The organism is Nocardia sp. NPDC059177 (genome assembly GCF_042755165.1).
Taxonomy (GTDB): domain Bacteria; phylum Actinomycetota; class Actinomycetes; order Mycobacteriales; family Mycobacteriaceae; genus Nocardia.
The window spans coordinates 113,974-139,631 of sequence record NZ_JBHZBX010000005.1 but is presented as its reverse complement, the minus strand read 5'-3'; the positions used below and the strand labels follow the sequence as shown (position 1 = coordinate 139,631).

Annotated in this window: 25 protein-coding genes; 13 read left to right on the top strand and 12 right to left on the bottom strand. The window is 69.7% G+C overall.

Annotation, left to right across the window (positions count from 1 at the left end):
* Positions 1-2 precede the first annotated feature (2 nt).
* The 4 genes from ACFXK0_RS08600 to ACFXK0_RS08585 are packed head-to-tail and all read left to right on the top strand — an operon-like array spanning position 3 to position 3,544.
* Entirely contained in the window at positions 3-1,220 is a 1,218-nt protein-coding gene (locus ACFXK0_RS08600) for an amidohydrolase family protein (protein ID WP_379409355.1), read from the top strand.
* On the top strand, positions 1,207-1,623 hold the full coding sequence (locus tag ACFXK0_RS08595; protein WP_379409354.1) for a nuclear transport factor 2 family protein: 417 nt from the start codon (positions 1,207-1,209) through the stop codon (positions 1,621-1,623). Before ACFXK0_RS08600 ends, ACFXK0_RS08595 begins: the two co-directional genes overlap by 14 nt.
* Positions 1,620-2,717, top strand: coding sequence for an acyl-CoA dehydrogenase family protein (locus ACFXK0_RS08590; protein WP_379409353.1), 1,098 nt, complete (start codon positions 1,620-1,622; stop codon positions 2,715-2,717). Before ACFXK0_RS08595 ends, ACFXK0_RS08590 begins: the two co-directional genes overlap by 4 nt.
* Positions 2,714-3,544, top strand: a complete 831-nt coding sequence (locus tag ACFXK0_RS08585) for an acyl-CoA dehydrogenase family protein (RefSeq protein ID WP_379409351.1) — start codon at positions 2,714-2,716, stop codon at positions 3,542-3,544. The genes ACFXK0_RS08590 and ACFXK0_RS08585 overlap by 4 nt, the downstream gene beginning before the upstream one ends.
* A 58-nt stretch (positions 3,545-3,602) precedes the next feature.
* Here ACFXK0_RS08585 and ACFXK0_RS08580 read toward each other — a convergent pair whose 3' ends face one another.
* A complete protein-coding gene (locus ACFXK0_RS08580) occupies positions 3,603-4,097 on the bottom strand; it encodes a hypothetical protein (RefSeq protein WP_379409350.1) in 495 nt (164 codons plus the stop codon).
* A 14-nt stretch (positions 4,098-4,111) separates the two neighbouring features.
* Entirely contained in the window at positions 4,112-4,897 is a 786-nt protein-coding gene (locus tag ACFXK0_RS08575; RefSeq protein ID WP_379409349.1) for an enoyl-CoA hydratase, read from the bottom strand.
* 171 nt (positions 4,898-5,068) lie between these two features.
* Between ACFXK0_RS08575 and ACFXK0_RS08570 the strand changes: the two genes are divergently transcribed.
* A complete protein-coding gene (locus ACFXK0_RS08570) occupies positions 5,069-5,722 on the top strand; it encodes a TetR/AcrR family transcriptional regulator (protein WP_379409348.1) in 654 nt (217 codons plus the stop codon).
* A gap of 104 nt (positions 5,723-5,826) precedes the next feature.
* On the opposite strand, the gene ACFXK0_RS08565 is transcribed toward ACFXK0_RS08570, so the two are convergent.
* Positions 5,827-6,972, bottom strand: coding sequence for a thiolase family protein (locus tag ACFXK0_RS08565; protein WP_379409347.1), 1,146 nt, complete (start codon positions 6,970-6,972; stop codon positions 5,827-5,829).
* Between the two features lie 100 nt (positions 6,973-7,072).
* On the opposite strand from ACFXK0_RS08565, the gene ACFXK0_RS08560 reads away from it, so the two are divergent.
* Positions 7,073-7,837 carry an SDR family NAD(P)-dependent oxidoreductase gene (locus ACFXK0_RS08560; RefSeq protein WP_379409346.1) on the top strand — a complete coding sequence of 255 codons (765 nt, stop codon included), beginning with the start codon at positions 7,073-7,075 and terminating at the stop codon, positions 7,835-7,837.
* Between the two features lie 48 nt (positions 7,838-7,885).
* Here ACFXK0_RS08560 and ACFXK0_RS08555 read toward each other — a convergent pair whose 3' ends face one another.
* The 4 genes from ACFXK0_RS08555 to ACFXK0_RS08540 are packed head-to-tail and all read right to left on the bottom strand — an operon-like array spanning position 7,886 to position 12,007.
* Positions 7,886-8,650 (bottom strand): enoyl-CoA hydratase/isomerase family protein, encoded by a 765-nt coding sequence (locus ACFXK0_RS08555; protein ID WP_379409345.1) that lies wholly within the window; start codon positions 8,648-8,650, stop codon positions 7,886-7,888.
* 1 nt (position 8,651) lies between these two features.
* Positions 8,652-9,740: an acyl-CoA dehydrogenase family protein gene (locus tag ACFXK0_RS08550; RefSeq protein ID WP_379409343.1), complete on the bottom strand. Its 1,089-nt coding sequence runs from the start codon at positions 9,738-9,740 to the stop codon at positions 8,652-8,654.
* Positions 9,727-10,620, bottom strand: coding sequence for an acyl-CoA dehydrogenase family protein (locus tag ACFXK0_RS08545; protein WP_379409341.1), 894 nt, complete (start codon positions 10,618-10,620; stop codon positions 9,727-9,729). The genes ACFXK0_RS08550 and ACFXK0_RS08545 overlap by 14 nt, the downstream gene beginning before the upstream one ends.
* On the bottom strand, positions 10,598-12,007 hold the full coding sequence (locus tag ACFXK0_RS08540; RefSeq protein WP_379409340.1) for a class I adenylate-forming enzyme family protein: 1,410 nt from the start codon (positions 12,005-12,007) through the stop codon (positions 10,598-10,600). The genes ACFXK0_RS08545 and ACFXK0_RS08540 overlap by 23 nt, the downstream gene beginning before the upstream one ends.
* A 77-nt stretch (positions 12,008-12,084) precedes the next feature.
* Between ACFXK0_RS08540 and ACFXK0_RS08535 the strand changes: the two genes are divergently transcribed.
* On the top strand, positions 12,085-13,092 hold the full coding sequence (locus tag ACFXK0_RS08535; protein ID WP_379409338.1) for a 2Fe-2S iron-sulfur cluster-binding protein: 1,008 nt from the start codon (positions 12,085-12,087) through the stop codon (positions 13,090-13,092).
* A gap of 46 nt (positions 13,093-13,138) precedes the next feature.
* Here the strand turns inward: ACFXK0_RS08535 and ACFXK0_RS08530 are convergent, their stop codons facing one another.
* Positions 13,139-14,098, bottom strand: coding sequence for an LLM class F420-dependent oxidoreductase (locus ACFXK0_RS08530; protein ID WP_379409337.1), 960 nt, complete (start codon positions 14,096-14,098; stop codon positions 13,139-13,141).
* An 80-nt stretch (positions 14,099-14,178) separates the two neighbouring features.
* Between ACFXK0_RS08530 and ACFXK0_RS08525 the strand changes: the two genes are divergently transcribed.
* Positions 14,179-15,012 carry an SDR family oxidoreductase gene (locus ACFXK0_RS08525; RefSeq protein ID WP_379409335.1) on the top strand — a complete coding sequence of 278 codons (834 nt, stop codon included), beginning with the start codon at positions 14,179-14,181 and terminating at the stop codon, positions 15,010-15,012.
* A gap of 56 nt (positions 15,013-15,068) precedes the next feature.
* Here ACFXK0_RS08525 and ACFXK0_RS08520 read toward each other — a convergent pair whose 3' ends face one another.
* The gene (locus ACFXK0_RS08520) at positions 15,069-16,526 is read right to left on the bottom strand and encodes an aldehyde dehydrogenase family protein (RefSeq protein WP_379409334.1); all 1,458 of its coding nucleotides are present in this window, start codon (positions 16,524-16,526) and stop codon (positions 15,069-15,071) included.
* Positions 16,527-16,791: 265 nt separating this feature from the next.
* On the opposite strand from ACFXK0_RS08520, the gene ACFXK0_RS08515 reads away from it, so the two are divergent.
* A complete protein-coding gene (locus tag ACFXK0_RS08515) occupies positions 16,792-17,364 on the top strand; it encodes a hypothetical protein (RefSeq protein ID WP_379409332.1) in 573 nt (190 codons plus the stop codon).
* A gap of 3 nt (positions 17,365-17,367) precedes the next feature.
* On the opposite strand, the gene ACFXK0_RS08510 is transcribed toward ACFXK0_RS08515, so the two are convergent.
* Complete coding sequence (locus tag ACFXK0_RS08510) at positions 17,368-19,827, bottom strand: MMPL family transporter (protein ID WP_379409330.1); 2,460 nt, start codon at positions 19,825-19,827, stop codon at positions 17,368-17,370.
* 73 nt (positions 19,828-19,900) lie between these two features.
* Here ACFXK0_RS08510 and ACFXK0_RS08505 point away from each other — a divergent pair, with 73 nt between their 5' ends.
* On the top strand, positions 19,901-20,488 hold the full coding sequence (locus tag ACFXK0_RS08505; protein ID WP_379409328.1) for a TetR/AcrR family transcriptional regulator C-terminal ligand-binding domain-containing protein: 588 nt from the start codon (positions 19,901-19,903) through the stop codon (positions 20,486-20,488).
* Here the strand turns inward: ACFXK0_RS08505 and ACFXK0_RS08500 are convergent.
* Complete coding sequence (locus tag ACFXK0_RS08500) at positions 20,474-21,142, bottom strand: GntR family transcriptional regulator (protein ID WP_379409327.1); 669 nt, start codon at positions 21,140-21,142, stop codon at positions 20,474-20,476. The two genes, ACFXK0_RS08505 and ACFXK0_RS08500, sit on opposite strands and share 15 nt — an antisense overlap.
* A gap of 73 nt (positions 21,143-21,215) precedes the next feature.
* Here ACFXK0_RS08500 and ACFXK0_RS08495 point away from each other — a divergent pair, with 73 nt between their 5' ends.
* The 3 genes from ACFXK0_RS08495 to ACFXK0_RS08485 are packed head-to-tail and all read left to right on the top strand — an operon-like array spanning position 21,216 to position 24,730.
* Complete coding sequence (locus ACFXK0_RS08495) at positions 21,216-22,577, top strand: LLM class flavin-dependent oxidoreductase (protein WP_379409521.1); 1,362 nt, start codon at positions 21,216-21,218, stop codon at positions 22,575-22,577.
* A gap of 13 nt (positions 22,578-22,590) precedes the next feature.
* Positions 22,591-23,775: a CaiB/BaiF CoA transferase family protein gene (locus ACFXK0_RS08490; protein WP_379409520.1), complete on the top strand. Its 1,185-nt coding sequence runs from the start codon at positions 22,591-22,593 to the stop codon at positions 23,773-23,775.
* A gap of 28 nt (positions 23,776-23,803) precedes the next feature.
* Positions 23,804-24,730: an HpcH/HpaI aldolase/citrate lyase family protein gene (locus ACFXK0_RS08485; protein ID WP_379409326.1), complete on the top strand. Its 927-nt coding sequence runs from the start codon at positions 23,804-23,806 to the stop codon at positions 24,728-24,730.
* A gap of 41 nt (positions 24,731-24,771) precedes the next feature.
* Here ACFXK0_RS08485 and ACFXK0_RS08480 read toward each other — a convergent pair whose 3' ends face one another.
* Positions 24,772-25,329, bottom strand: a complete 558-nt coding sequence (locus ACFXK0_RS08480) for a TetR/AcrR family transcriptional regulator (protein WP_379409325.1) — start codon at positions 25,327-25,329, stop codon at positions 24,772-24,774.
* Between the last annotated feature and the right edge of the window lie 329 nt (positions 25,330-25,658).

Genomic DNA, 25,658 nt, shown 5'->3' with positions numbered 1-25,658 from the left:
CCGTGGCGACGCTGACACTGAAGGCCGCCGGGCTGCTCGATGTCGACACCGGCACGATCGTGCGGCCCGGCCTGCTGCGGATCGAGGACGATCGGATCGCCGGTGTCGGCGGCGCCGAGGCCGGCGAGGTCGTCGACCTCGGTGACCTCGTCCTGCTGCCCGGCCTGATGGACATGGAAGTCAACCTGCTCATGGGCGGGCGCGGCGAGACCGGGCTGGCCTCGAGCGTGAAAGACGATCCGGCCCTGCGCATGCTGCGCGCGGTGGGCAATGCCCGCCGCACTCTGCGCGCGGGGTTCACCACCGTGCGCAATCTCGGGCTGTTCGTCAAGACCGGTGGCTATCTGCTGGATGTGGCGCTGGGCAAGGCGATCGACGCGGGCTGGATCGAGGGCCCGCGGGTGGTGCCTGCCGGGCACGCGATCACCCCGACCGGCGGGCATCTGGATCCGACCATGTTCGCCGCCTTCGCCCCCGACGTGCTGCATCTGACCATCGAGGAGGGCATCGCCAACGGGGTCGACGAGGTGCGCAAGGCGGTGCGCTACCAGATCAAGCACGGCGCGCAGTTGATCAAGATCTGCGTCTCCGGCGGGGTCATGTCGCTCACCGGAGCTCCTGGCGCACAACACTATTCGGACGAGGAACTGCGCGCGATCGTCGACGAGGCGCATCGGCGGGGGTTGCGGGTGGCCGCGCACACCCACGGCGCGGACGCGGTCAAGCACGCGGTGGCCGCCGGGATCGATTGCATCGAGCACGGTTTCCTCATCGACGACGAGGCCATCGCGCTGATGGTCGAGCACGGCACCTGGCTGGTGCCCACCACGCGGTTGGCAGACGCCATGGACGTCTCGAAGGCCGAGCCGGCCTTGCAGGCCAAGGCCGCCGAGATGTTCCCCAAGGCCCGCACCTCGGTGCTGGCCGCCTACCGGGCCGGGGTGAAGATCGCGGTCGGTACCGACGCGCCGGCGATTCCGCACGGCCGCAATGCCGATGAGCTCGTGGCGCTCGTCGAGCGGGGTCTGGCCCCGATCGATGTGCTGCGGGCGGCGACCGTGCGCGCGGCCGAACTGATCGGCGTGGACGACCGCGGCCGGCTGGCCGAGGGGCTGCTCGCCGATGTCATCGCCGTGCCCGGCGATCCCCTCTCCGACATCACCGTCACCCGGGATGTGCGATTCGTGATGAAAGGCGGCAAGATCCATGTCCAGAAGTGACGATCTGCTCGAGATCCAGCAGGTGCTGGCCCGCTACGCGGTGACCATCACCCAGGGCGATATCGACGGGCTGCTCGCGGTGTTCACCCCCGACGGCAGCTACAGCGCCTTCGGCGACACCTACACCCTCGACTTGTTCCCCGAACTCGTCGCCGCCGCCCCCAAGGGCCTGTTCCTCACCGGCCTGCCCGTCCTCGACATCGACGGCGACACCGCGACCAGCACCCAGCCGCTGTGCTTCGTCGACCACAGCACCCACGACATGCGCATCGGCTACTACACCGACACGCTGCTGCGCACCGCGGACGGCTGGCGGATCAGGACCCGGCGGATGACCTTCATCCGCCGCAACGGCGACCACGATTCCGGCATCCCGCACGCGTTCGAGCGTTCCAAGGCATGACAATGCACGAGATCGCCGCGTTCCGGGACGGGCTGCGCGCCTGGCTCGACGCCAACGATCTGACGCCGCCGCCCGACGACTCCCTCGACGGGCAGGTGGCGCAGCTGCTACAGGTGCGGAAGGCGCTGTTCGACGCGGACTGGATGCGCTACGGCTGGCCCGCCGAGGTCGGTGGTCTCGGTGGGCCGGCCGCATTGCGCGCGGTGCTCGGCGAGGAGGTCGCCACCCGCGACCTGGCCGAGCCGGGCATCTGGTCGATGATCGAGGTGCTGGCGCCGACGATGATCTCCTACGCCCCGCCCGCGCTGGCCGCGCGGATGGTGCCGCTGCTGCTGTCCGGCAGCGAGCAATGGTGCCAGGGGTTCTCCGAGCCCGGTTCGGGCAGCGATCTCGCCTCGCTCAGCACCACCGCCACCCCGCGCGGCGCGGACTGGGTGATCTCCGGTCAGAAGGTGTGGACCAGTCTCGCCCAGTACGCGTCCCGCTGCGTGCTGCTCACCCGGACCGGTCCCGGCCACGACGGCATCACCGCGTTCTTCGTCGACATGGACACCCCCGGAATCACGGTGCGCCCCTTGCGGACCATGCACGGCGTGGACGAATTCGCGGAGGTGTTCTTCGACGAGGTGGTGGTCCCGGGTGAGCGGCTGCTCGGCGCGCCCGGCGACGGCTGGCGGATCGCGATGGACCTGCTGCCGCACGAACGGTCCACCTGCTTCTGGCATCGGATCGCCTACCTGTTCACCCGCCTCGACCGCGTGCTCCCCCAGGCCGACGCCTACGACGACGATGCGCTCGGCGCCGCCTACCTCGCCCTGCACACCGTGCGCTGCCGGTCGCTGGGCACCCAGCGCCGCCTCGCCGGCGGCGCCCGGCTCGGACCGGAGACCTCGATCGACAAGGTGCTGCTGGCCGGCGCCGAACAGCAGCTGTTCGATCTCGCCCGGGATCTGCTGCCGGGCGCGGTGGAACTCGACGAGGGCCCGTGGCGCACCGAATTCCTCTATTCCCGCGCGGCGACCATCTACGGCGGCACCGCCGAGATCCAGCGCAACATCATCGCCCGCAGGCTCCTCGATCTCGGGAAGGAATGACCGTGGCAGACCAACCCGGCCTCGATCCGGCCGAGCGCGCCCTGCTCACCGATTCGCTCCGCCGCGCCATGACCGGCCACACCGGACCCGCCCTGGATACCGCGCTGCGCGAACTCGGCTGGCCCGACATCCACACGGCGGCACCCGAACTCACCGGTCCGGTCCTGTTCCGGCTGCTCGGCGAGACCGGGGCGTGCGCACCGCTGCTCCTCGACGTCCTCGACCACGCCGGGGCGGACACCACCGCTCTGCCCTTCGCGGGCGGGCGCTGGGTGCGCTGGGCTGCCCCGCCCGGTGCTTCGGTCGACGACGAACTCCCGATCCACCGGGCCGCGGCGGGCCTCACGCCCGCCGCGCAACCACTCGCCGACGGCAGGCGAGTGCTGGGCTGGTGGTTGCTCGGGACCGGGCACGCCATGCTCACCCTGGCCCGCACGCACGCGCTGGAGCGGGCCCAGTTCGGGCGCCCGCTCGCCGCGTTCCAGGCGGTGCGGCACCGTCTCGCCGAAACCCTGGTGGCCCTCGACGGCGCCGAGGCAGCACTGCTCGTCGCCGACGAGACCGCCCTCGACCCCACTCGCGCCGACGATCAGGTCCTGGCCGCGCTGCTGGCCAAGGCGGCCGCCGGACGGGCCGCGCTCACCGCGGCACGGCACTGTCAGCAGGTACTCGGTGGCATCGGCTTCACCGCCGAACACAGCTTGCACCGGCACGTCCGCCGGACGCTGGTCCTGGACGGGCTGCTCGGCAGCGCGCGTGAACTCACCAGGGCGGCGGGCGCGGCGATCCGGTTGTCCGGCAACGCCACCCGGCTCGCCGAGCTCTGACCGGCGACACGACGATCGCCCGGTACCGCTGCGGTACCGGGCGATCGCGCGGGTGGGCTCAGCAGGCGGTCGAGGTACCGCCCTGGATGGCCAGCAGCGCGCAGAAGGTGGCCGCGGCGACCTTCCAGGTGTCACCCTGCTTCACCGCCTGTCCGGTCTGATCGGGCAGTACCGGGTTGCCGCCCATCAGCAGCGTGTAGCCGACATCGGCGGTGGTGGCGCCGGTGGGTGTCACCGAGGCGACGGTGACCGAGGTGCCCGAGGTCGCCGGCGTCGCCGACTGGGCCTGCAGGATCGCCAGGAAGGCGTCGCCGCTCTCGACCAGCGCGGCCCGCTCGGTCGCGGACTTCGAGCCGTCGAAGAAGGTGGTGTAGGTCTTGGTGATCGCGGCGACGGTGGCGGCGTCGGCAGTGGGGGGCGCCGCGCTGGTGGTCACGGCGGCCGTGGTGGCGGGTGCCGCGTCGGATTCGTCGTCGGAGCCACAGCCGGCCAGGGCCGTGGCGACGACCAGACTGCAACAGACGGCGGTGGTGCGGAGCAGAGATGTGCGCATGAAACTTCCTTGTCTCACTGGAGATTCGCCTTCATGTGATCCATGTCGATCAGGATCGGATAACCGTTGACGCTCAACGCGTTTCCGTGGCCTGTCTGATGGATGTCGAAAACCGACTGGATGGCGGCATAGAAGCCCTGCACATCCAAGGTCTGGTTGACGGCCCGCTTGGCCTGGCGCAGGCCGAACGGGGGCATGCTCGCGATCTGCGTGGCCAGTTCGCGGGTGTGGTCGTCGAGTTCGGCGCGCGGGACGACCGTGTTCACCATACCGACCTGATGGGCCTCCTGGGCGGTAACCGGGCGCCCGGTGAACAGGATCTCCTTGGCCTTGCGGGCACCGAGTTCCCAGGTGTGGCCGTGGTATTCGACGCCACCGATGCCCATCAGGACCACCGGATCGGAGAACAGTGCGTCCTCGGCGGCGACGATCAGATCGCACGGCCAGCACAGCAGCAGCGCGCCCGCGATACAGCGGCCCTGCACCGCCGCGATGGACGGCTTGGGCACATTGCGCCAGCGCAGCGAGTACTCCAGGTAGCGGCGCGATTCCAGGCCGTAGATCCGGTCCAGGGTGATGGTGCTCGGATCGGGCCAGGACTTGTCCTTGAGGTCGTGACCGGCCGAGAAGTGCTTGCCCTCGGCCCGCAGCACGATCACCGCGACGTCGTCGTCGGCGGCGGCGCTGGTCCAGGCGGCGTCCAGCTCGTCGAGCAGCTCACCGTTCTGGGCGTTGGCGGCATCCGGCCGGTCGAGGGTGATCGTCGCGATGCGATCGGCGACTTCGTAACGGATGTACAAAACGATGCTCCTTGCCGGGCTGGGGGCGATCGAATGAGAATAGCATTCTCATCCCCGGAAGTAACAGTCTCGCCGATGATGCGAAATGCGGCACATGGCTACACAGTTAAACGAGGTTCTCCGGTACAGTGCATTCATGTTCTCTTCGCATGACCGGGGATCGAGGTGCCCGTGACCAGCCCGAGCGAGAAGCCGGCATGGAAACAGCGCGCGGTCGAACGATCGCTACGCACGGCGACGCTGCGCGCCGAGGAGCGGGTACAGCGATTCCTCGACGCCGCCCAGGCCATCATCACGGAAAAGGGCAGTACCGACTTCACCGTGCAGGAGGTCGTCGACCGCTCCCGCCAGTCGCTGCGTAGCTTCTACCTGCAGTTCGACGGCAAGCACGAGCTGTTGCTCGCCCTGTTCGAGGATGCGCTCTCGCGCACCTCCGAACAGCTGCGCGCGGCCGCCGACGGGCAGACCGACCCGATGGACAAGCTCCAGGTCACCGTCGAGTTGCTGTTCGAGCTGTGCCGCCCGGATCCCGCCGCCCAGCGCCCGCTGTTCACCGATTTCGCCCCGCAGCTGCTGGTGTCGCATCCCGGGCACGTCAAGGTCGCGCACGCGCCGGTGCTGGCGCTGTTCACCGAGCTGATGGACCTCGCCAAGGAGGCGGGCGAGATCACCGCCGACATGAACACACGCCGCGCCGCGGCCATGGTCATGCAGACGGTCATGTTCACCGCGCAGTCCACCGGCGCGGTCGACGAGGAGACCTCCTACCCCATCACCGCCACCGAGGTCTGGAACTTCTGCGCGCACGGCTTCGCGCGCGCCTGAGCACTGTTTCAGCCGCGGCGCGGTCGCCCGCAGAGATCGCATCATCACGAGAACCGGCAGGTCGGTCCGCACCGACCTGCCGGTTCTCACGCTGTCGGGACCACTCAGACGGTGGGCACCTCGAGCACCGTCGCCGAGCCCATCCCGCCGCCGGCGCACAGCGCCACGATGCCGAATCCGCCACCGCGACGGCGGAGTTCGTGGACCATGGTGACGATCATCCGCGCGCCGGTCGCAGCCACCGGATGGCCGAGCGAGCAGCCGCTGCCGCTGTAGTTCACGATCTCCGGGTCCAGGTCGAGGGCCCGGATCGCCGCTAGCGGCACCGAGGTGAACGCCTCGTTGATCTCGATCAACCGTACCGAGCCCAGCGAGATCCCCGCGCGCCGTACGGCTTTGGTGATCGCCTCGATCGGCGCCAGACCGGTGTCGGCGGGGTCGACGCCGACCGAGGCCCAGCCCCGGATATAGCCGAGCGCGGGCAGCCCGAGCCGGTCCGAGGCGATGGCCAGCGCGGCCGCGCCGTCGTTGGCACCGGCGGCATTGCCCGCGGTGATCGAGAACCCGTCGATCTCCGGGTGCAGGACCTTCAGCCCGGCCAGCCGTTCCAGGCTGGTGTCGCGGCGCGGATGCTCGTCGACCTCGAAGAGCCCGTGCGGGGTGTCGACGGCGAGGATCTCGTCCTTGAACAGCCCCTGGTCGATGGCGCCGATCGCGTTGCGGTGCGAGCGCAGCGCCCACTGGTCCAGCTCGTCGCGGGTGAGCCCGGCCCGGACCGCGGTGTTCCAGCCGACCGTGATCGACATGTCCATGGCGGGGGCGTCGGGGCGGTCCGGATGACTCGGTGAGACCCACGGGTCGATCCAGTCGTCCTCGCCGACCTTGAATCGCGCACGCGGCGCGGTCGAATCGCTGTTCACACCACCGGCGATGACCAGCTCGTCCATCCCGGAGCGGATACTCGCCGCCGCCGACTGCACCGCCGACATCCCCGCGGCGCAGTGCCGGTTCTGCGCGAGGCCGGGCACCGTGGTCAGGCCCGCGGTCACCGCGGCGTGCCGGGCGAGGACGCCGCCGCCGTAGCGGCCCTCCCCGAGGATCACGTCATCGATCCGGTCGGCGTCGAGTTCCGCGGCGATTCCGCTCACGACGTGGTGGGCGAGGTCGAAGGCGGTGGTGTCGCGCAGCGTTCCCTTCCGTGCGGTGCCGATCGGTGTCCGTAGGGCGGAAACGATGACGGCTTCAGGCATGAGGGCCTCCTCGGTGGATTGCCTGTAAGGGGCTGACTGATACTGTTGAGAATATTATTCTCTCTTACAGAGATTGATATTCACAAGGAGGGATCGCGCTATGCAGATCAGTGGAAGTTCCGCGCTCGTCGTGGGTGGCACCGGCGGGCTCGGCGAGGCGACGGTGCGACGGCTGCACGCCGCGGGCGCGAAGGTGGTCGTTGCCGATGTCGCCGACGACAAGGGCAAGCACCTCGTCGAGGAGCTCGGCGTCCGCTACGTGCATACCGATGCGACCGACGAGGATTCGGTGCGCGCCGCGGTCGCCGAGGCGCAATCGCTCGGCCCGCTGCGCATCTCGGTCGACACCCACGGTGGCCCGGCTACCGGCGGCAGGCTGATCGGCAAGGATGGTGCGCCGCTGGGCCTGGACGGCTTCCGGACCACCATCGAGTTCTATCTGACGGCTGTGTTCAATGTGCTGCGCCTGTCCGCCGAGGCGATGGCGACCGCCGAACCCCTCGATGAGGGCGCGCGCGGTGTCATCGTGAACACCTCCTCGATCGCCGCGTTCGAGGGCCAGATCGGGCAGCTGCCCTACGCCGCGGCCAAGGGCGGTGTCGCGGCCATGACGCTGGTCGCCGCCCGCGATCTGTCGCCGCTGGGTATCCGGGTGGTCACCATCGCCCCGGGCACCGTGAACACCCCCGCCTACGGCAAGGCGGCCGGCAAGCTCGAGGACTATTGGGGTCCGCAGGTGCCGTTCCCCAAGCGGATGGGACGCTCCGACGAATACGCCAAGCTGGCCACCGCCATCGTCGAGAACGACTATCTCAACGGCGAAGTCATCCGGCTCGACGGCGCGTTGCGCTTCCCGCCGCGCTGAAGCGCGCATCAGGAGGGGCCGGATGCGTTCCGGCCCCTCCCGGTGAGCCTATTTCCCGGCGGTGAGCCGGGAGATCACCGCGCGGAAATCCTCGGTCTGGAAGGAGAGGTCCTCGGCGGTGGTCGCGTAGTCGAGGGTGGCCAGCACCGCCCGTTCGAGATGCAGGTTCAGCAGCCGCTTGGTGCTCTCCACGGCCTGCTGGGGCAGCTCGAGCACCCGCTTGGCGCAGGCCATGGCCTCGCTCAGCGGGTCGGCGACGACATGGTTGACCAGGCCCATCTCGCGCGCTCGCGCGGCGGGGATCTTCGCGCCGGTCAGCGCGTATTCCTTGGCCAGCAGCAGGCTCGTATGCAGCGGCCAGGTGAGCGGGCCACCGTCGGCGGCGACCAGGCCGACCTGCACGTGCGGGTCCTTCAGATAGGCGTCCTCGGCGATGTAGGCGACATCGCTGAGCGCCACCAGGCTGCAGCCGAGCCCGACCGCCGGGCCGTTCACCGCCGCGATCACCGGCACCCGGCACCGCGCCATGCCGAGCACGATCTCGCGGCCGTGCGCGATGGTTTTGGCGCGCAGGTCGGCGTCGCGCGAGAGTTCGGCCAGATAGGCGAAATCGCCGCCCGCGGAGAAGGCCTTGCCCGCGCCGGTGAGCACCGCGGCCCTGGCCGAGCGGTCGGCCGAGAGCCGCGGCCACAGCGCGGCCAGGCCGGAGTGCAGCGCGTCGTCGACGGCGTTGAGCGCGTCGGGCCGGTTGAGGGTGATGATCCGCAGCGGGCCGTCGGCCTCGATGCTGATCTCGGGGGGCAGGTCGTACATGTCAGGCTCCTAGGTCGAGGATTCGCGTGGCGATGATGTTCTTCTGGATCTGCGAGGTGCCGCCCATGACGCTCTGGGCGCGGCTGTAGAGGTAGCTGCCGAGCATCTCCTCGTCGCCGGTGCCCGCCACGGCCAGCGCCGCGTGCCCGACGGACTGCTCGACCCAGGTCATCAGCAGCTTGTCCAGGGAACCGTCGGGGCCGTGTACGAGACCGTCGAGCTGCTCGGAGAGCCTGCGCCGCACATGCAGGCGCAGCATCTCCGATTCGACTGCGGCCCAGGCGAGTTCGTCGGGTACCCGGCCGGTCACCCGGGATTCGAGCTGGCGCACCGTCTTGGCGTAGCGGGCCGCGAAACCCAGGGTGGAGGGTTCGCGTTCGTGCCCGACCACCGTCATGGCGAGCTTCCAGCCGTCGCCGGGCGCACCGACCATCCGGTCGGCGGGTACCCGGGCACCGTCGAAGCGCACCTGCCCGAACTCGCGGGTGACACCGCTGATCATCTGGAGCGGCCGCTGCTCGACACCGGGCTGGTGCATCGAGACGATGAAGCCCGAAATGCCTTTGTGTCGTGGGGCATCCGGGTCGGTGCGGGCCAGCAGCAGGCACCAGTCGGCGACATCGGAGTAGCTGGTCCAGATCTTGTGCCCGTGCAGGACGTATTCGTCGCCGTCGCGGGTCGCCGTCGTGCGCAGCGAGGCCAGGTCCGAACCGGCGTCGGGCTCGCTGAAGCCCTGGCACCAGCGTTGCGAGCCGTCGATCATGCCGGGCAGGAACTGTTGCTGCAGAACCGGACTCGCGTGCCTGCCCAGTCCGTGTACCAGGTAGCCGAGGCTGGGGCGGGCCGGTGCGCCCGCCCTGGTCAGTTCCTCGTCGAGGATGACGTCGTAGACCGGGGCCAGCGCGTGCCCGCCGAATTCCTTCGGCCAGGACAGGCCGAAGAACCCGGCGCTGTAGAGCGCCCGGTGCCAGTCCCCCGCGCGCGCCCAGTACTCGTCACCGGAGGCGGGAAACGAGGCGGCGGTGCCGGCCAGCCACTCGCGCAGGCGGGTGCGGAAGGCGGCTTCGTCCGGCGAATCACGATAGTCCACGGTCGATGTCCTCCAGACGGGTTGCGAACAGTTCGGTCGAGGTCAGCACCCGGCGCAGATAGACATGCGCCAGGCACTCCCAGGTGTTGCCGATACCGCCGTGCACCTGGATCGAGGTCTCACACACCGTGCGGGCGGCGCGGGCGGTGTAGACCTTGGCCACCCGCGCCGCGCGCAGGGCCTGGGCCGGTGGCAGTTCGTCGACCGACCAGGCGGCATAGCGCAGCACGCTGATCGAGCCCTCGATCAGCGCCAGGCTCTCGGCGAGCAGGTGCGCCACCGCCTGATAGGTGCCGATGGGGTGGCCGTACTGGGCGCGGACCTTGGCGTAGTCCACCGCCAGGCGGTGGGTGCCGCGGGCCGCGCCGAGCAGATCGGCGGTGGTCGTGGTGACGGCCAGTGCCTGCCACTGGGTCAGCTGTTCGGGTGAGAGCTCGCCGAGTAGTTCGGTGGCTGTGCCGATGTCGGCGCTCACGCGGGTGAGATCCGCACCGGGCAGGCGCTCGCCGACCGCGGCGGCGCACAGTCGCCGGTCGTCGAGCAGCAGGACCTGGTCGCGGCCGTCGGCGTCGACGGCGCGGCCGTCCACCCCGATCGTCCACCGGCCCTCGGCGCCGTGCAGATCGTCGGCCAGGATCGGTCCCAGGAACGCCACATCCACCAGCCCGCGCGCGAATTCCTCGGCGACCAAGGCGACTTCGACACCGGAGGCGCCGTCGGAACGCAGCGTGCGCCACCCGGCGGCATCGACGGCCTTCTCCAGCCGTTGCCGCCGGTGCTCGTCGTCGAGCTCGGCGACCGAGCCGGGCCCGAGTTCGTCGGCCAGCCGGGCCGCGGCATCGCGCAGCTGGCGCTGCTCACTGGTCAGTCGGACGTCCATGACGCTCCTCGAGGACTCGGCGGAGCACCTTGCCCGAGGGCAGGCGCGGGATCTCGGGTACGAAAACGACACGGCGGGGCCGCTTGTAGGAGGCCAGGCGGTCACCGACCAGCGTGATCAGCTCGTCGGAGCTGACGGTGTCGTGCACGGCGACCGCGGCCACCACGGCTTCCCCGTCGTGCGGGTCGGGGGTGCCGAACACCGCGCAGTCGCTGACCAGGGGGTGCGCGTGCAGCACCGCCTCGATCTCGGCGGGGGCGACCTGGAAGCCGCGGACCTTGATCATCTCCTTGGCCCGGTCGGTGATCCGGATCCAGCCCTCGGCGTCGACATGGCCGACATCGCCGGTGCGGTACCACGATCCGTCGAAGGCGGCCGCGGTCGCCTCGGCGGGCAGATAGCCGGCCATCGTCGAGGCCGCGCGGCACTGGATCTCGCCGGTGCCGCCCGCTGCCACCGGTTTTCCGGTGTCCAGATCGACCACCCGGATCTGCACGCCCGGCGCGGCCTTGCCGACCGAGTCCAGGCGCGCGCCGTCGAGCGGATTGCACGCGATGACCGGCAGTTCGCTGGCGCCGTAGGCGGGCAGCCACGGCACCCGGGTGCGCACGGTCACCGTCTCGGCGATACTCGCCGTCACCGGGGTGGCGCCCCACATGATGTAGCGCAGCGAACTCAGGTCGTAGCGTTCGAGATCGGGGTGCGCGGCCAGAGCGATGGCGATCGGCGCGACGGCCATCTCGATGGTGATGCCGTCGTCCTGGATGCAGGTCAGCATGGTGTCGAGGTCGAAGCGGCGGTGCAGCCGCATCCACGCACCGGCCCGCAGCGCGGTGACGATATTGAGCAGGCCCAGGATGTGCGAGGGCGGGGTGGCGATCTGGATCCGGTCGGTGCCGGTGAGCCCGAGCACCTCGGTCCACTGGTCCACCGCCACCGCGAGCGAACCGTGGGTGTGCCGCACGGCTTTCGGCATGCCGGTGGTGCCGGAGCTGAACACCAGCACCGCGTCGGCGGCCGGATCCGGTTCGGCCGCACCGGGTTCCGCGGCGGTGATGGGGTCGTCGAGGTGGCGCATCGGGAGCAGGCCGGCGAGCACCGGGCTGTCGCCGAGGGCGGCGACCGGCCCGGTCAGCGTCACGGCGTGGGCGACCTCGTCATGTTTCCAGGCCGGGCTGATCAGCACGACGCAGGCGCCGATCCGCCACACGGCCAGGACCGCGACGACGAACTCGGGCCGGTTCGATGACATGAGCGCCACCCGGTCCCCCGCCCGGACACCCCGGGCGGTGAGTTCTGCGCCGAGTCCGGCCGCGAGGGCGTCGAGTGCGTCCGCGGTGTAGGCCCGATCCTCGAATACGAGCGCGCTGGAAGCGGTATCCGCCATCTTGGAAGGTTCCCGTCTCATGAGAGAGAATACTATTCTCATTTCGATAGAATCTTCATACCAGGAGGACGCGGTCCATGGCGACACTCTCTTCATATCTGCGAGCGACCGTGACCCGGGTGGTGGCCGAGAGCCCGGACGCGCGGACCTTCGTGCTCGCTCCGCACGACGGTCCGCTGAGCTATCGGGCGGGACAGTTCTGCACCTTCCGGGTGACCGTCGACGGCACCGAACTGTTCCGCTCGTACTCGATGTCGAGCGCGCCGGAAACCGACACCGAGCTGATGACCACCGTCAAACGCGTCCCCGGCGGCGCGGTGTCGAACTGGCTGCTCGACACCGTCGCCGCGGGCGACGAGGTGGAGCTGTCCAAGGCCGCGGGCCGGTTCTGCCTGCGCGACACCGAGGTCCCACTCCTCGGCTTCAGCGGCGGCAGCGGCATCACCCCGATCCTGTCGCTCACCAAGGCGGCGCTGGCGAGCACCGGGCGCCGGGTGCGGCTGCTGTGCGCGGACCGCGACCGGGCATCGATGCTGTTCGAGCAGGCCCTCGACGACCTGGTCGCCCGCTATCCGGACCGTCTCCACGTGGTCCGCCACCTCGACAGCGAGCGCGGTTTCCTCGACGCGGCGGCCGTGCGTGCCTTCGTCGGCGCCGACACGACAGCCGACCACTACCTCTGCGGCCCCGAGGCGTTCATGGAACTGGTCGAGCGCGCGCTGCCCGGACCGGGCCAGGTTTTCAGCGAACGCTTCGGCACACCCGTCACCGAGAACGCCACACCGGCGACCCCGATGGCAGAACCGGATTCCGGCGGCACCATCACGGTGATCCTCAACGGCAAGAAGCGGTCGGTGCCCCGCAAGGGTGGCGAAACGCTGCTGGAGAGCGCGCGCCGCGGCGGACTCACGCCGCCGTTCTCCTGCGAACAGGGCAACTGCGCGACCTGCATCGCCAAGGTGACCGCGGGCCGGGCCACCATGCGCCAGAACAACGCCCTAGCGGACGACGAGGTGGCCGACGGCTACATCCTGACCTGCCAGGCCGTCTCCGAATCCACCGACCTCACCGTCGACTACGAGTGAATTCCGGTGGCGCCCAGGCGAACAGCACCGGGCGCCACCGGGGTCGTCAATCGCGCAGCTGCCTGGCCAGCTCGGCGATCATCGTCCTGGTGCGCTGCTTGGAGGCCACCAGTGCGTCGCGATCGTCGCCGATCGGCAACAGCCGCACCGAGATATCGGTCGCGCCCGCCTCGGCGTAGCGGCGCAGACCGGCCGCGATGGCGTCCTCGTCACCGGCCAGGCACAGGTCACCGATGGTGCGCGCGTCACCCTGTTCGAGCAGCCGCTGATAATTGGGCGAGACCTCGGCCTCGCCGAGAATCCGGTTCGCCCGCTCGCGCGCCTCGTCCACCCGGCCCGGCTCGCACAGGCACACCGGCAGTCCGGCGACCACCCGTGGCGCCGGCCTGCCCGCGTCGGCGGCGGCCTTGGTGATCCGCGGTACGACGTGCTCGGCGATGGCGCGTTCGTCGGCCATCCAGAGGACGGTGCCGTCGGCCTGCTCCCCCGCGATCCGCAACATCACCGGCCCCAGTGCCGCGACCAGCACCGGCACGGGCGCGACCGGGCCGAGATCGAGCGGGTTGTGCACGGTGAAGGTGTCGTTCTCGACGTCGACCGCGCCGCTGCCGGTGAGCCCGGCGGCGAGCACTTCGAGATAGTCGCGGGTATAGGCCGCGGGCTTGTCGTAGGGCAGGCCGAGCATGTCGCGCACGATCCAGTGGTGCGAGGGCCCGACTCCGAGGGCGAGCCTGCCGCCGGCCGCCGCGTGCGCCGAGAGCGCCTGGCGCGCCAGGGCCACCGGGTGCTGGGCCTGGAGCGGGACCACGGCGGTGCCCAGTTCGATCCGCGACGTCGCCAGCCCCATGGCCGCGACGGTGATGAGCGCGTCGAAGTCGGTGGGGATCTGGGGGATCCAGGCGGTGTCCAGGCCCGCCGACTCCGCCCAGGCGATATCGCGCAGCATGCGCTCGAGCTTGCGCCCCGAGTCGCCCTTCTCTGGGCCGATCATCACGCCGATACGCACGGTTCCTCCAAGTGTGTCGCTGTGAATGAATATGCTACTTGCATAGAATGAGAACACCAATACCACATTTGGAGAATAAGATGCCTGACCAGGATCACCCGCTACGCGACCGCACCGTGCTCATCTCCGGCGCCAGCCGGGGTATCGGCGCGGCCATTGCCGTGGCCGCCGCCGAGCAGGGCGCCGCTGTCGTGCTGTTGGCCAAGACCGACACACCGCATCCCCGCCTGCCCGGCACCGTGCACACCGTCGCCGCCGAGGTCGAGGCGGCAGGCGGCCGGGCCGCGGCGGTGGTGGGCGATGTGCGTCGCGAGGAGGATGTCGCGCGGGCCGTCGCCACCGCGGTCGACCGGTTCGGCGGCATCGACGTGTGCGTGAACAACGCGGGCGCCATCGCCACCGAGCCCACCGAATCGCTCACCCTCAAGCGCTTCGATCTGCTGCACGACATCAATGTGCGAGGCACGTTCGCGCTCACCACGGCCTGTCTGCCGTATCTGCGCAAGTCGGCCGACCCGCATGTGCTGAGCATTTCTCCGCCGGTCAATCTCGCCCCGCACTGGCTGGGCGCGCACCCGGCCTACACCCAGTCCAAGTACGCCATGACCCTGCTCAGCCAGGGGTGGGCGGCCGAATTCGGCGCGGCCGGAATCGGATTCACCTGCCTGTGGCCGCAGACGTTCATCGCCACCTCGGCCGTGGCGGCACTCGAGGACGGCGCCGAGCAGCTCGCCGCGGCCCGCAGTCCCCGGATCATGGCCGACGCCGCCGTGGCGATCATGGCCCAGCCGGCGCGCGAGGTCACCGGCCGGTGTTTCCTCGACGCGGAGGCCGTCACGCGGTTCGCCGGAATCGATGACCTGTCCCGCTACGGCGGCGGCGCCAACCCCACGCGTGACCTGTTCGTGGACTGACCCACGAACGCGAGCAGCGGCGGCCGGGACACCCGCCGCCGCTTCTCGCTACCGGTTCAGAGCTGGGCCCAGACCGACTTCGTCTTCATGTACGACTCGACGCCTTCACGCCCGAACTCGTGACCCCAGCCGGACTGCTTGTAGCCGCCGAAGGGCACCCCGTGGTCGAACACCAGCTGGCAGTTCAGCGAGACAGTGCCGGCCTGTAGCCGCTTGGCGAGCCGGTGCGCGCGGCTGAGATTGGTGGTCCACGCGGTGGCGGCCAGGCCGTAGGAGGTGTCGTTGGCCAGCGCGACCGCCTCGTCCTCGTCGTCGAACGGCAGGATCGTCACCACGGGGCCGAAGATCTCCTCGCGGTAGAGCCTGCTCGTGGCCGGATCGACATCGGTGAGCACGGTCGGATGCACGAAATAGCCGCTGCGGTCGAGGCGGTGACCACCGGTGACCACCTCGACACCGTCGGACTTGCCCTCGTCGATGTAGCCCATGACGCGCGAGAGCTGCTTGGCGCTGATCAGCGGGCCGATCATGCTGCCCTCTTCCTTGGGGCCGCCCAGTTTGAGGTTGTTCGCCACGGTGGCGATGCCCTCCACGACGCGCTCGTACACCCCGCGCTGCACGAAGATCCGGGAACCGCAGACGCAGCCCTGGCCCGAATGCACGAAGATGCCCATCGCGGCCATCATCACCGCCATGTCCAGGTCGGCGTCGTCGAAGATCAGCACCGGCGACTTGCCGCCGAGCTCGAGCATCACCTTCTTGAGGTTGCCTGCCGAGGCCGTCACGATCTGCTTGCCGACCTCGGTGGAGCCGGTGAAGGCCACCTTCTCCACATCGGGGTGCGCGGTGATCGCGGCACCGGCGGTGTGCCCGTAGCCGGTCAGCAGGTTCACCACGCCGTCGGGCACGCCGGCCTCGGCGATGAGCCGGTCCAGCAGCAGCGCCGACAGCGGCGTCTCCTCGGCGGGTTTCACCACGCTGCTGCAACCGGCGGCGAGCGCGGGGGCCAGCTTCGCGCAGGCGTTGAACACCGGCCCGTTCCACGGGAAGATCAGGCCGACCACGCCGTAGGGCTCTTTGAGGGTGTAGGCGTGCATGTCGGCGTAGGCGCCGGACACCCCGCCGGTCATCTGGACCTCGTAGGCCGAGCCGTTGAGTTTGGTACACCAGCCCGCGTAGTAGCGGAAGAACTCGGCGCAGGTGGGAACGATCATATTCGCCTGAGCAAGTGGCATTCCCGTGTTGAGGGAGTCCAGTTCAGCGAGCTCGGTGGCGTGCTCGTCCATGAGGTCGGCGATCCGCCACATGATCTTGGCCCGCTCCCGTCCGGGCAGCCCCTGCCAGACGCCGGATTCGAAGGAGGTTTTCGCCCGGGCCACCGCCTCGTCGACCGCCTCGGGCCCACAGTCGGTGAACTCGGTGATCTGCTCCTCGGTCACCGGGTCGATGATCGGGATGACCTCGCCTTTTCCGGGTCGCTCACGTATTTCGTCCAGTACCGATCGCAGCGTCATCGCGGATCCCCTTCGGCGTCACAGCCAGCATGGCCACTTGTCTCGAAGTCAGGCTTAACACCGGAGCGAGACCACGGTCAAGAGTTTCGTTCTAATTTTCGGAAATCAGATTCTCCTCTCGACGGCCGGCCACTCCCCCCGCCCCATACCAGGTCAACCGTCCAGATTTGTCCGTTCGTACAGCTTCCCGATTTTCCGTCTCAGGGCCGGTGGACTTGTAGTACGACTGCTGAAAAGCGCTTCGATCTCTCGGAATGGAATGTTCGTGGATGCTGCCCAGGGCGCAGGACCGATCGTCGACTGGTGGGCGTACGCGCACCGGCACCCGCTGCGGTGCCGGCTGGCCGTACTGGGGACCGACGCCCGCGAGGTGGTCACCCATGCCGGTGGCTGGCTGTTCGACCGGTCGATGGCGGGCTGGGACGTGAATGCCGTTCTCGCCGATGTCACCGATCTGCGGCCACTGCAGATCCTCGGCGCGAGCGTGCTCGAACTCGAAGGCCCGCTGGCCGTTCCGGTGCACCACACCTGGCCCGACGCGCTGGCCGTCGCACCGGATCTGCTCCGCACCGATAGCCGGGTCCGCGACGGTGTGCGCAACTGCCTGGAGCACGATCTGATCGAGATCGTGCTGTGGGGCCCGCTGCCCGAAGAGTTCGCGAGCCACGTCGAGGTGATGAGCCATCGCCTCAGCAGTGCCGCGCGCGCGTTCAAGGAACGCGCGCTCGCCGCGACCGACCTCGAGACCGGCACGGTGCCGGTGATCGAGGGCTTCCACAGCAATGCCGCCTCCCTCGCCACCGCGCGGGGTGCGGTGAACGTCCCCTCGGTGCGCTGACCGCTAGCCCGCCGTGGCGGTCCTGCGCCCTTCGAGTGCGGCGCCCTCCACGTCCACGTTCGGGAGCACCCGATCCAGCCACGCGGGCAACCGCCAGGCGCTCTCGCCGAGCAGATGCAGCAGGGCGGGCATGAGCAGCATCCGGATGGCGAAGGCGTCGAAGAGGATGCCGACGGCCAGCCCGAACCCGATCGAGCGGACGATGCCGGACTCGGCGAAGACGAAACTGCCGAACACCAGCGCCATGATCAGCGCCGCCGCCGAGACCACCGCGCGGCCCGCGCGCAGGCCTTCCATCACCGCGACCCTGGCCGGTGCGCCGTGCACCCGCGCCTCGCGCATCCCGGAGGCGAGGAACAGCTGATAGTCCATGGCGAGCCCGAACAGGAAGCCCACCAGGATGATCGGCAGGAAGTTCAGTACCGGCCCCGGCGTCTGCAACCCGATGATCGCCGAGCCCCACCCCCACTGGAACACCGCGACCAGCGCACCGTAGGTGGCCGCCAGCGACAGCACGAAACCCGCGGTCGCCACCAGCGGCACCAGCAGCGACCGGAACACCATGATCATGATCAGCAGCGAGAGCCCGATGATGACCGCCAGATAGCGCGGCAGCACCTGCGCCAGCCGTTCGGAGATGTCGATGTCGATGGCCGCCTGCCCGGCGACACCGAGCGTGATCGCCCCGTCGATCGGCTCCCGCGCCCGCAATTCCCGCACCACGTGCGCGGTCTCGTCACTGTTCGGGCCACCGGCCGGGATCACCTGGAACGCCGCCAGTCCCCCGGTGTCGGCGACCGCGACCGCCGCGACCCCGACCACCCCGTCCACCTCGGCGATCGCCGTCGCGACCCGCCGCTGCGCGGCCAGCTCGCCCGCCTCGTCGAGGTCGGCGGGCAGCTGGGCGGTCACCAGCAGTGGACTGTTGGCCCCCGCCCCGAATTCGGTCTCGGTGATGACATAGGCGCGCTGCGCGTGCGACCCGGCGGGCTCGGTGGAGCCGTCGGGCAGCCCGACGCGCATGTCCAGCAGCGGCGCGGCGATCAGCAGCAAGACCACCGCCACACCGATCACCGTCCCCACCGCACGCCGGTTCCGCATCGGCTCGACCGTCGCCTGCGCCGCACCCGATCCGCCCCGCCCGATCACCCGCTGCCCGGCCAGCCCGAGCAGCGCCGGTGTCAGGGTGATGGCCAGCAGCACCGCGACGGCCACCGCGAACGCGCCGACCGTACCCATCAAGCCGAGGAACGGGATGCCGACTACATTGAGCGCCAGCAGCGCGATGACCACCGTCGCGCCCGCGAAAACGACCGCGTTGCCCGAGGTTCCGTTGGCCAGGCCGATCGACTCGACAAGATCGGTGCCGTCGAGCACCTGGCGCCGATGCCGGTTGACCACGAACAGCGAATAGTCGATGCCGACCGCCAGCCCGAGCATGATGGCGAGGATGGGCGTGGTCATCATCATCTGCACGACCCCGGAGAACGACAGCGCGACCAGCAGCGCCACCACGACCCCGGTCGTGGCGCTGACCAGCGGAATCGCCGCCCCGACCAGTGTGCGCAGCACCACCCCGAGCACCACCGCCGCGAACCCGATGCCGACCAGTTCGGCGACCCCGAAGATCGCGGGCATGCCCTGCGCGATCTCCCCGGAGATCCCGGCCTCGACGCCCTCGATCGGATGGCTGTCGACATATTCGATGACGGCGCGTTTGGAACTGTCGGCCAGTTCCAGCCGTGGCTCGGTGAAGCTCACGGTCACCACCGCGGTCGAACCGTCCGCCGAGACGGCGCGGATCGGTTCGGCCAGTGCGAGAATCGCCCTGCCGTCCTCGAGCATGGCCGCCTGCCGGTCCAGTCCGGTCCTGGTCGCGGCCAGTCGCGCCGCTTCCGCGTCGACATCGGCCTCCTCGTCGGCGAGCACGCGCAACCGCTCGCGCAGTGATCCGGCCGGGTCGCCGGTCGCGGCGATGCGGGCTTCGACATCGGTGCGTTCGGACCGCACCCGGGCCAGCGCGGCGTCGAGCTGCGCCTGTTCGGCGTCCGAGCGCGCCCGGCCCGCCGAGATGAACTGGGCGCCGCCGGTGACCTGGGCCCGGCCGGCCACCCGCTCCTGTTCCATCCGGAACGGGTCGAAAACCTTTGCCACATCCTTCGATTCGGTCAGGCCGCCCGCCAGTTCGGTGATCGCGGCCCGCTGCGGTTCGGTCAGCGGGTTCCCGTCCGTCGTGCGGAACACGACGCTGCCCGAGGCACCCGCGTAGTCCGGCAGCGCGCCTTCGAGTTCGGTGATCACCGTCGACGACGGCAGACCGGGAATGTCGAACGAGGTTGCCAGCCCGGCGAATCCGATCCCGAATCCCGCACCCCCGAGCCCGAGAATCACCAGCCAGCTGCTGATCACGGTCCACGGCCTGCGCGCGCAGCGATTGCCCAACCGGTACAGAAATTCCGCCATTGCCGTCCTCACCTCGGGGGTGCACCAACTATACGAGACGGTCCGTATAGGTAATCGAGGTATCATCTCGACCATGACGCAGGGACGGCGCGGAGCGGTGCGCAGCGAGGCGGCCAGGATCTCGATCCTCCAGGCCACCGCTGCCCAGTTCGCGGCACGCGGCTGGGATCACCTGGCCATCGAGGGCATCGCCGCCGCGGCCGGAGTCAGCAAGCAGACCATCTACCGGTGGTGGCCCTCCAAGGCCGGGCTCGTCGCCGACTGCCTGCTCGAGGGCCTGCTGCTGCCCGAGTCGTTCGTCCCGGCCGACACCGGCGACCTGCGCGCCGATCTCACCGCCTGGCTCACCACGGTGTTCGTCTTCGCCGACGAGCCGGGCAACGCGGTGCTGTTCCGCTCACTGGTCGCGGCCGCGGCCGAGGACGAGCAGGTCGGCCTGCAGGTGCGCGATGCGCTGGGTGCGTCCTCGGCGCTACAGGCCCGCCTCGAAACGGCGCGCGCGCTCGGCGAACTGGACGCCGACGCGCCACTGCAGCAGATCTCCGACGCGCTGGTCGGGGTGATCGTGCTGCACGTGATCACCCGCGCGAGCACCGCGCCCGAACTGCCCGGCCGGCTCGTGCACGCCGTCACCGGATCGCACCGCTCACCCCGAGGCTGACTCCGGCCCGCGAGTCGCGTTGTGTTCCAGCCACGTCGTGAGCGAGCGACCCGCATCGAGCACATGCCGTTCGCCGATCTCCCTGGCGCGCACCGCGTCCCGCTCACCGAGCGCGTCGATGAGCTGGTCGTGATCGTCGAGTGAGTGCTGCTCGTGCTCGGGGAACAGCCGCAGAAAGTTCGACGGCACCACCCGCACAGCCTGTTTGATCTGGGTCAGCAGCCGTGGCGAGTGCGCGGCCCGGTGCACTTCCTGATGGAAGCGCCAGTTGGCGTCGCCGATGGCGTCGTCCCCGGCGCGTGCGGCGACGTCGGCGGCGAGTGCGCGCAGCTGGTCCAGTTCCGGGGTGCTCGCGCGCAGCGCCGCCCATGCCGCGGCCTGCCCGGTGAGGATGCCGAGGAGGGTGAAGCTGTCCATGATGTCGGCCGGGCTGATCCCGATCACGGTGATCCCGCTGCGCGGCGCGACCCGCACCAGGCCCTCGTAGGACAGTTCGAGCAGGGCCTCGCGCACCGGTGTGCGGCTGGTCGCGAACTCGTCGGTGATGGCGTCGAGGTCGATGCGGGTGCCGGCGGGCAGCGCCCCGGTGAGGATGCGATCGCGCAGCTCTCGCGCCGCCCGTTCGCGCACGGTCCCTGCGATGTCGGTTGCCATCCGCGAAGCTTAACAGGCCAGAGGTACCAGGTTTGAAATCTGATATGTCAGATGTTAGATTCCAATGATGGCGATGAGGCACGGCGACCGGATGACGTTGGTCGCATTCATGCAGGCGGGCAACACCTCGGTCTATTCGGGTTCCTGGCGGCACCCGGCTACCGAGCACGGCTATCTCGACGCGTCGTATTACGCGAAGATCGGGCGGCAATTGGAGGAGGGCTGCTTCGATCTGATGTTCTTCGACGACCGGCTGGCCATGCCCGGCATCTATGGCGGGTCGGTCGAGGAGGCGGTGCGCACCGGCGCCCGTCCGGTGAAGCTGGACCTGGGGGTGGTGCTGGGGGTGCTGGCCCAGAGCACCTCCCACATCGGTTTGGGCGCAACCTATTCCACGACCTACTACGCGCCGTTCCATGTCGCCCGGACCTTCGCGACCCTCGATCACCTCTCCGCCGGCCGGGCGGCGTGGAACGTGGTGACCTCGGTCAACGACAGCGAGGCACAGAACTTCGGCGTGGACGCCCATCTCGGGCACGACGAGCGCTATGACCGCGCCGACGAATTCCTCGAGGTGGTCGCCGGCCTGTGGGACACCTGGGACGACGGCGCGATCGTGCACGACCGGGCGGCGGGCTACTTCGCCGATCCGGCCAAGGTGCACGAACTGCGGCACTCCGGCCGGTTCTTCTCCGCGCGCGGACCGCTCACCGTGCCGCGCACGCCGCAGGGCAGGCCGGTGATCATCCAGGCGGGTTCGTCCGGGCGTGGCCGCGAATTCGCTTCGCGCTGGGCGGAATTGATCTTCACCGGTGATCCGGGCCTGGAGGTGGCCCGCAACCACTACGCCGATCAGAAGGCCAGGATCGCCGACGCGGGCCGTGATCCGGCCTCGGTGCGGATCTGCCCGATGGCCTACGCGGTGGTCGGCGAATCCGAACAGCACGCCAGGGAACGCGAGGCCATGCTGCTCGAGGATCTGGTGCATCCGATGGCGTCGCTGACGTTGCTCTCGGAGCTGATGAACTACGACTTCGCCCAGCACGATCTCGACGACCCGGTCACCGACGAGCTGATCGCCTCGGTCTCGGGTATCCGCGGGCTGGTGCAGAACCTGCGCACCCATATCGGCGGCACCGTCACCGTGCGGGATCTGGCCGGGCATCGCGCCACCCTGCTGCAGGGGCCGCGGTTCGTCGGCACCGGCGAGCAGGTCGCCGATCAGATGGCGGAGTGGTTCCACGGTGACGCCTGCGACGGTTTCGTGCTGGCCGCCACGCATATGCCCGGCTCGTTCGAGGACGTCGTCCGGATGGTGGTGCCCCGGCTGCAACAGCGCGGCCTGTTCCGCACCGCCTACGAGGGCACGACCCTGCGCGAGCATCTCGGCCTGTCCCGGCCCGCGCCCGTCCGCCCCAGCAGCACCGTGGTGTGAGATGAGCCAAGCCATGCTCGACGGCGTGCGGGTGCTCGATCTCGCCACGCTCGCGGCGGCGCCCCTGGCCGCCACCTATCTCGGGGAATTCGGTGCCGAGGTGATCAAGATCGAGCAGCCCACCGGCGGCGACCCGATCCGCACCTGGGGCGCGCAACGCGGCGATGTCGGGCTGATGTGGAAGTCGGTGTCGCGCAACAAGCGATCGATCACCCTGGATCTGCGCGTGCCCGAAGGTCAGGCGCTGCTGCGCGAGCTGGTCGCGACCGCCGATGTGGTGGTCACCAACACCCGGCCGCAGACTCTGCGCAAGTGGGGTCTGGACTACGACAGCCTGCGCGCGGTCAACGAGCGCATGATCATGTTGCACATCACCGGTTTCGGGCTGACCGGCCCCAAGAGCGAGCGTCCCGGATTCGGCACGCTGGGCGAGGCGATGAGCGGGTTCGCCCACATCACCGGCGAGGCACAGGGCCCGCCGACGCTGCCACCGTTCATGCTGGCCGACGGCGTGGCCTCACTCAATGCCGCCTATGCCGTGCTCATGGCGCTCTATCACCGCGACGTGCACGGCGGGCCGGGTCAGCTGATCGATATCAATCTGGTCGATCCGCTCACCCGGCTGCTGGAACAGACGCTGCTCAGCTACGACCAGCTCGGCATCGTGGCCCAGCGCGCGGGCAACCGCTGGGACATCTCGGCCCCCCGCAACACCTATCGCACGGCCGACGGGAAATGGCTGGCGATGTCGGGCAGCTCGCCCGCGCTGGCCCTGCGGGTGTTCCGCGCGATCGGCCGCGCCGACCTGGTCGACGATGTCGACTTCGGTGATCCGCAACGCCGCCTCGCCCGGGCTCGTGAGGTGGACGATGTTGTCGCCGAATGGGTTTCGCGTCAAACCCTTACCGAGGCGATGAAGGTGTTCGACGCCGAACAGGTGGCCGCGGCCCCCGTGTACGACATCACCGATCTCGTCGAGGACGAACAGTTGCGCCACCGCGAGGTGTTCGTGCCCGTCGCCGACGACGAACTGGGCACCATGACCGTGCAGGCACCGGTGCCGCGTTTCTCCGCCGCGCAGGGCCGGATCGCGCACCTCGGGCCCCGGCTCGGCGAGCACAACGCCGAGGTCTACGGCGAGCTGCTCGGCCTCGACGCCGCGACCATCGACGACCTGCACCGCCGCGGCGTGCTGTGAGTCTCCCCCCACGACAAAGGATTCCACGATGACCCTGCTGATCCGGCGCTCCGAACTCGCGCTGCCCGCCTGCAACGACCACATGTTCGCCAAGGCCCTGTCCAGCGGCGCCGACCTGGTGTTCCTCGACCTCGAGGACGCGACCCCGGAGGCGCTCAAGGAGCAGTCACGGGAGAAGGCCATCTCCGCGCTGACCGAACTCGATTGGGGCCGCACGGTTCCCGCGATCCGGATCAACGCCCTCGACACCCGCTGGTGCCACGACGACATCATCGAGGTGGTCAGCCGCGCCGGCGCGCACCTGCGCACCATCGTGGTGCCCAAGGCGCGCACCGCCCGCGACGTGTGGTGGGTCGATGTGCTGCTGACCCAGCTCGAGGACAAACTCGGGCTCGAACACAAGATCCGCCTCGAGGTGCTGATCGAAGAGGTCGAGGGTCTGGCCAATGCCGAGGCGATCGCCGTCGCCAGCCCGCGGGTGGACACCCTGATCTTCGGTGTCGGCGATTTCTCGCTGTCCCAGGGTGCGCGGGTGGACACCAATTTCGAACCGCTCGGCGACTATCCCGGCGACTTCTGGCATTACGCCCGCAACAAGGTGCTGGTCGCGGCCCGTATCGCGGGCATCGATGCCATCGACGCGCCGTTCCCCGACTACGGCAATCTCGCCGGTTACGAGCGCGACGCCCAGCGCGCCTCGCTGCTCGGCTACACGGGCAAGTGGGCGATCCACCCGAGCCAGGTGCCGATCGCCAATGCCGTCTACTCCCCCACCGCGGCGGAAATCGCACTGGCGGAACGTAATATCGCGGCCTACCGGGAGGCCGAAGCGGCCGGACGCGGCGCCGTCGGTGTGGACGGTGTGCTTGTCGACGCCGCGCACATCAAGATGGCGCGGGCGACGCTGGCCCGCGCCGCCGCGATCGATCCCGCCGACACCACCGTGTCGGTCTGAGGGCCGGGGCCGCCGGTCGCACCCGACCGGCGGTCCCACCGTCAGTCACACAGCGCGCGCAGCAGCAGCGCGCGGCACTTCTTCGCGACCGACGGCCGCTCCTGTTCGGGGGTCTTGTTCAGCAGTCCCGCCAGCATGCCGACCGACAGGAAGATGTCCTCGGCGGTGACACCGCGGCGGATGCTGCCCCGGCTGCTGTCGTCGCCGAGCTTCTCGTCGAGCAGGGCGTAGAGGCGGCCGATGATCTCGGCCAGCCGCGGGTCGCTGCTGTCGGCGAACCGGAACAGCTCGAACAGCACCGCGACATCGACGATCTGGTCGAACATCTCGGCCAGCAGCTCGTCGAGGGTCGAGTCGACCTTGGCGACCATGGCCTCCAGCTGTCCGAGGTTCTCGTCGAACACCGCCAGGATGATCGCCTCCCTGGTGGGGAAATGCCGGTAGAGGCTGCCCTGCCCGACGCCGGCCGCGCGCGCGATCTGGTTCAGCGGTGCGTCCAGCCCGTGCTCGACGAAGGTGGCCTTCGCCGCGGCGAGCAGGGCGACGCGATTCTCGGCGGCGGCAGCTGGTCCCCGGTTGGCACGGCGTGGCGAACTCATCCGTCAACGCTACCCACCGCCGGTTCCGGCGCGGAGGCGAACCGCGCCCGCGCGTTCGCCGGGGCGGACACCGTGCGCGATACCCCGTAAAATCGAGCCGACGTCTGGCGGCTTTCCGGTACGACGCTGTACGGGATGCGTGTACCGCCGGACGTCGACCGGTAGGAAGGTAGCAGCGCCGCCCCGCCGCACCAACCGGGCTTTCCGGATTTGTCGGCGGCGCCAAGCACGCACCGGTGACTGGTGTGCGCACACAATGCCCCGGCGAACCCGGAAAACATCCGGACAGGCAAGTCCGGTTGGGTTAGGGTGCTGACATGCCGGCATCC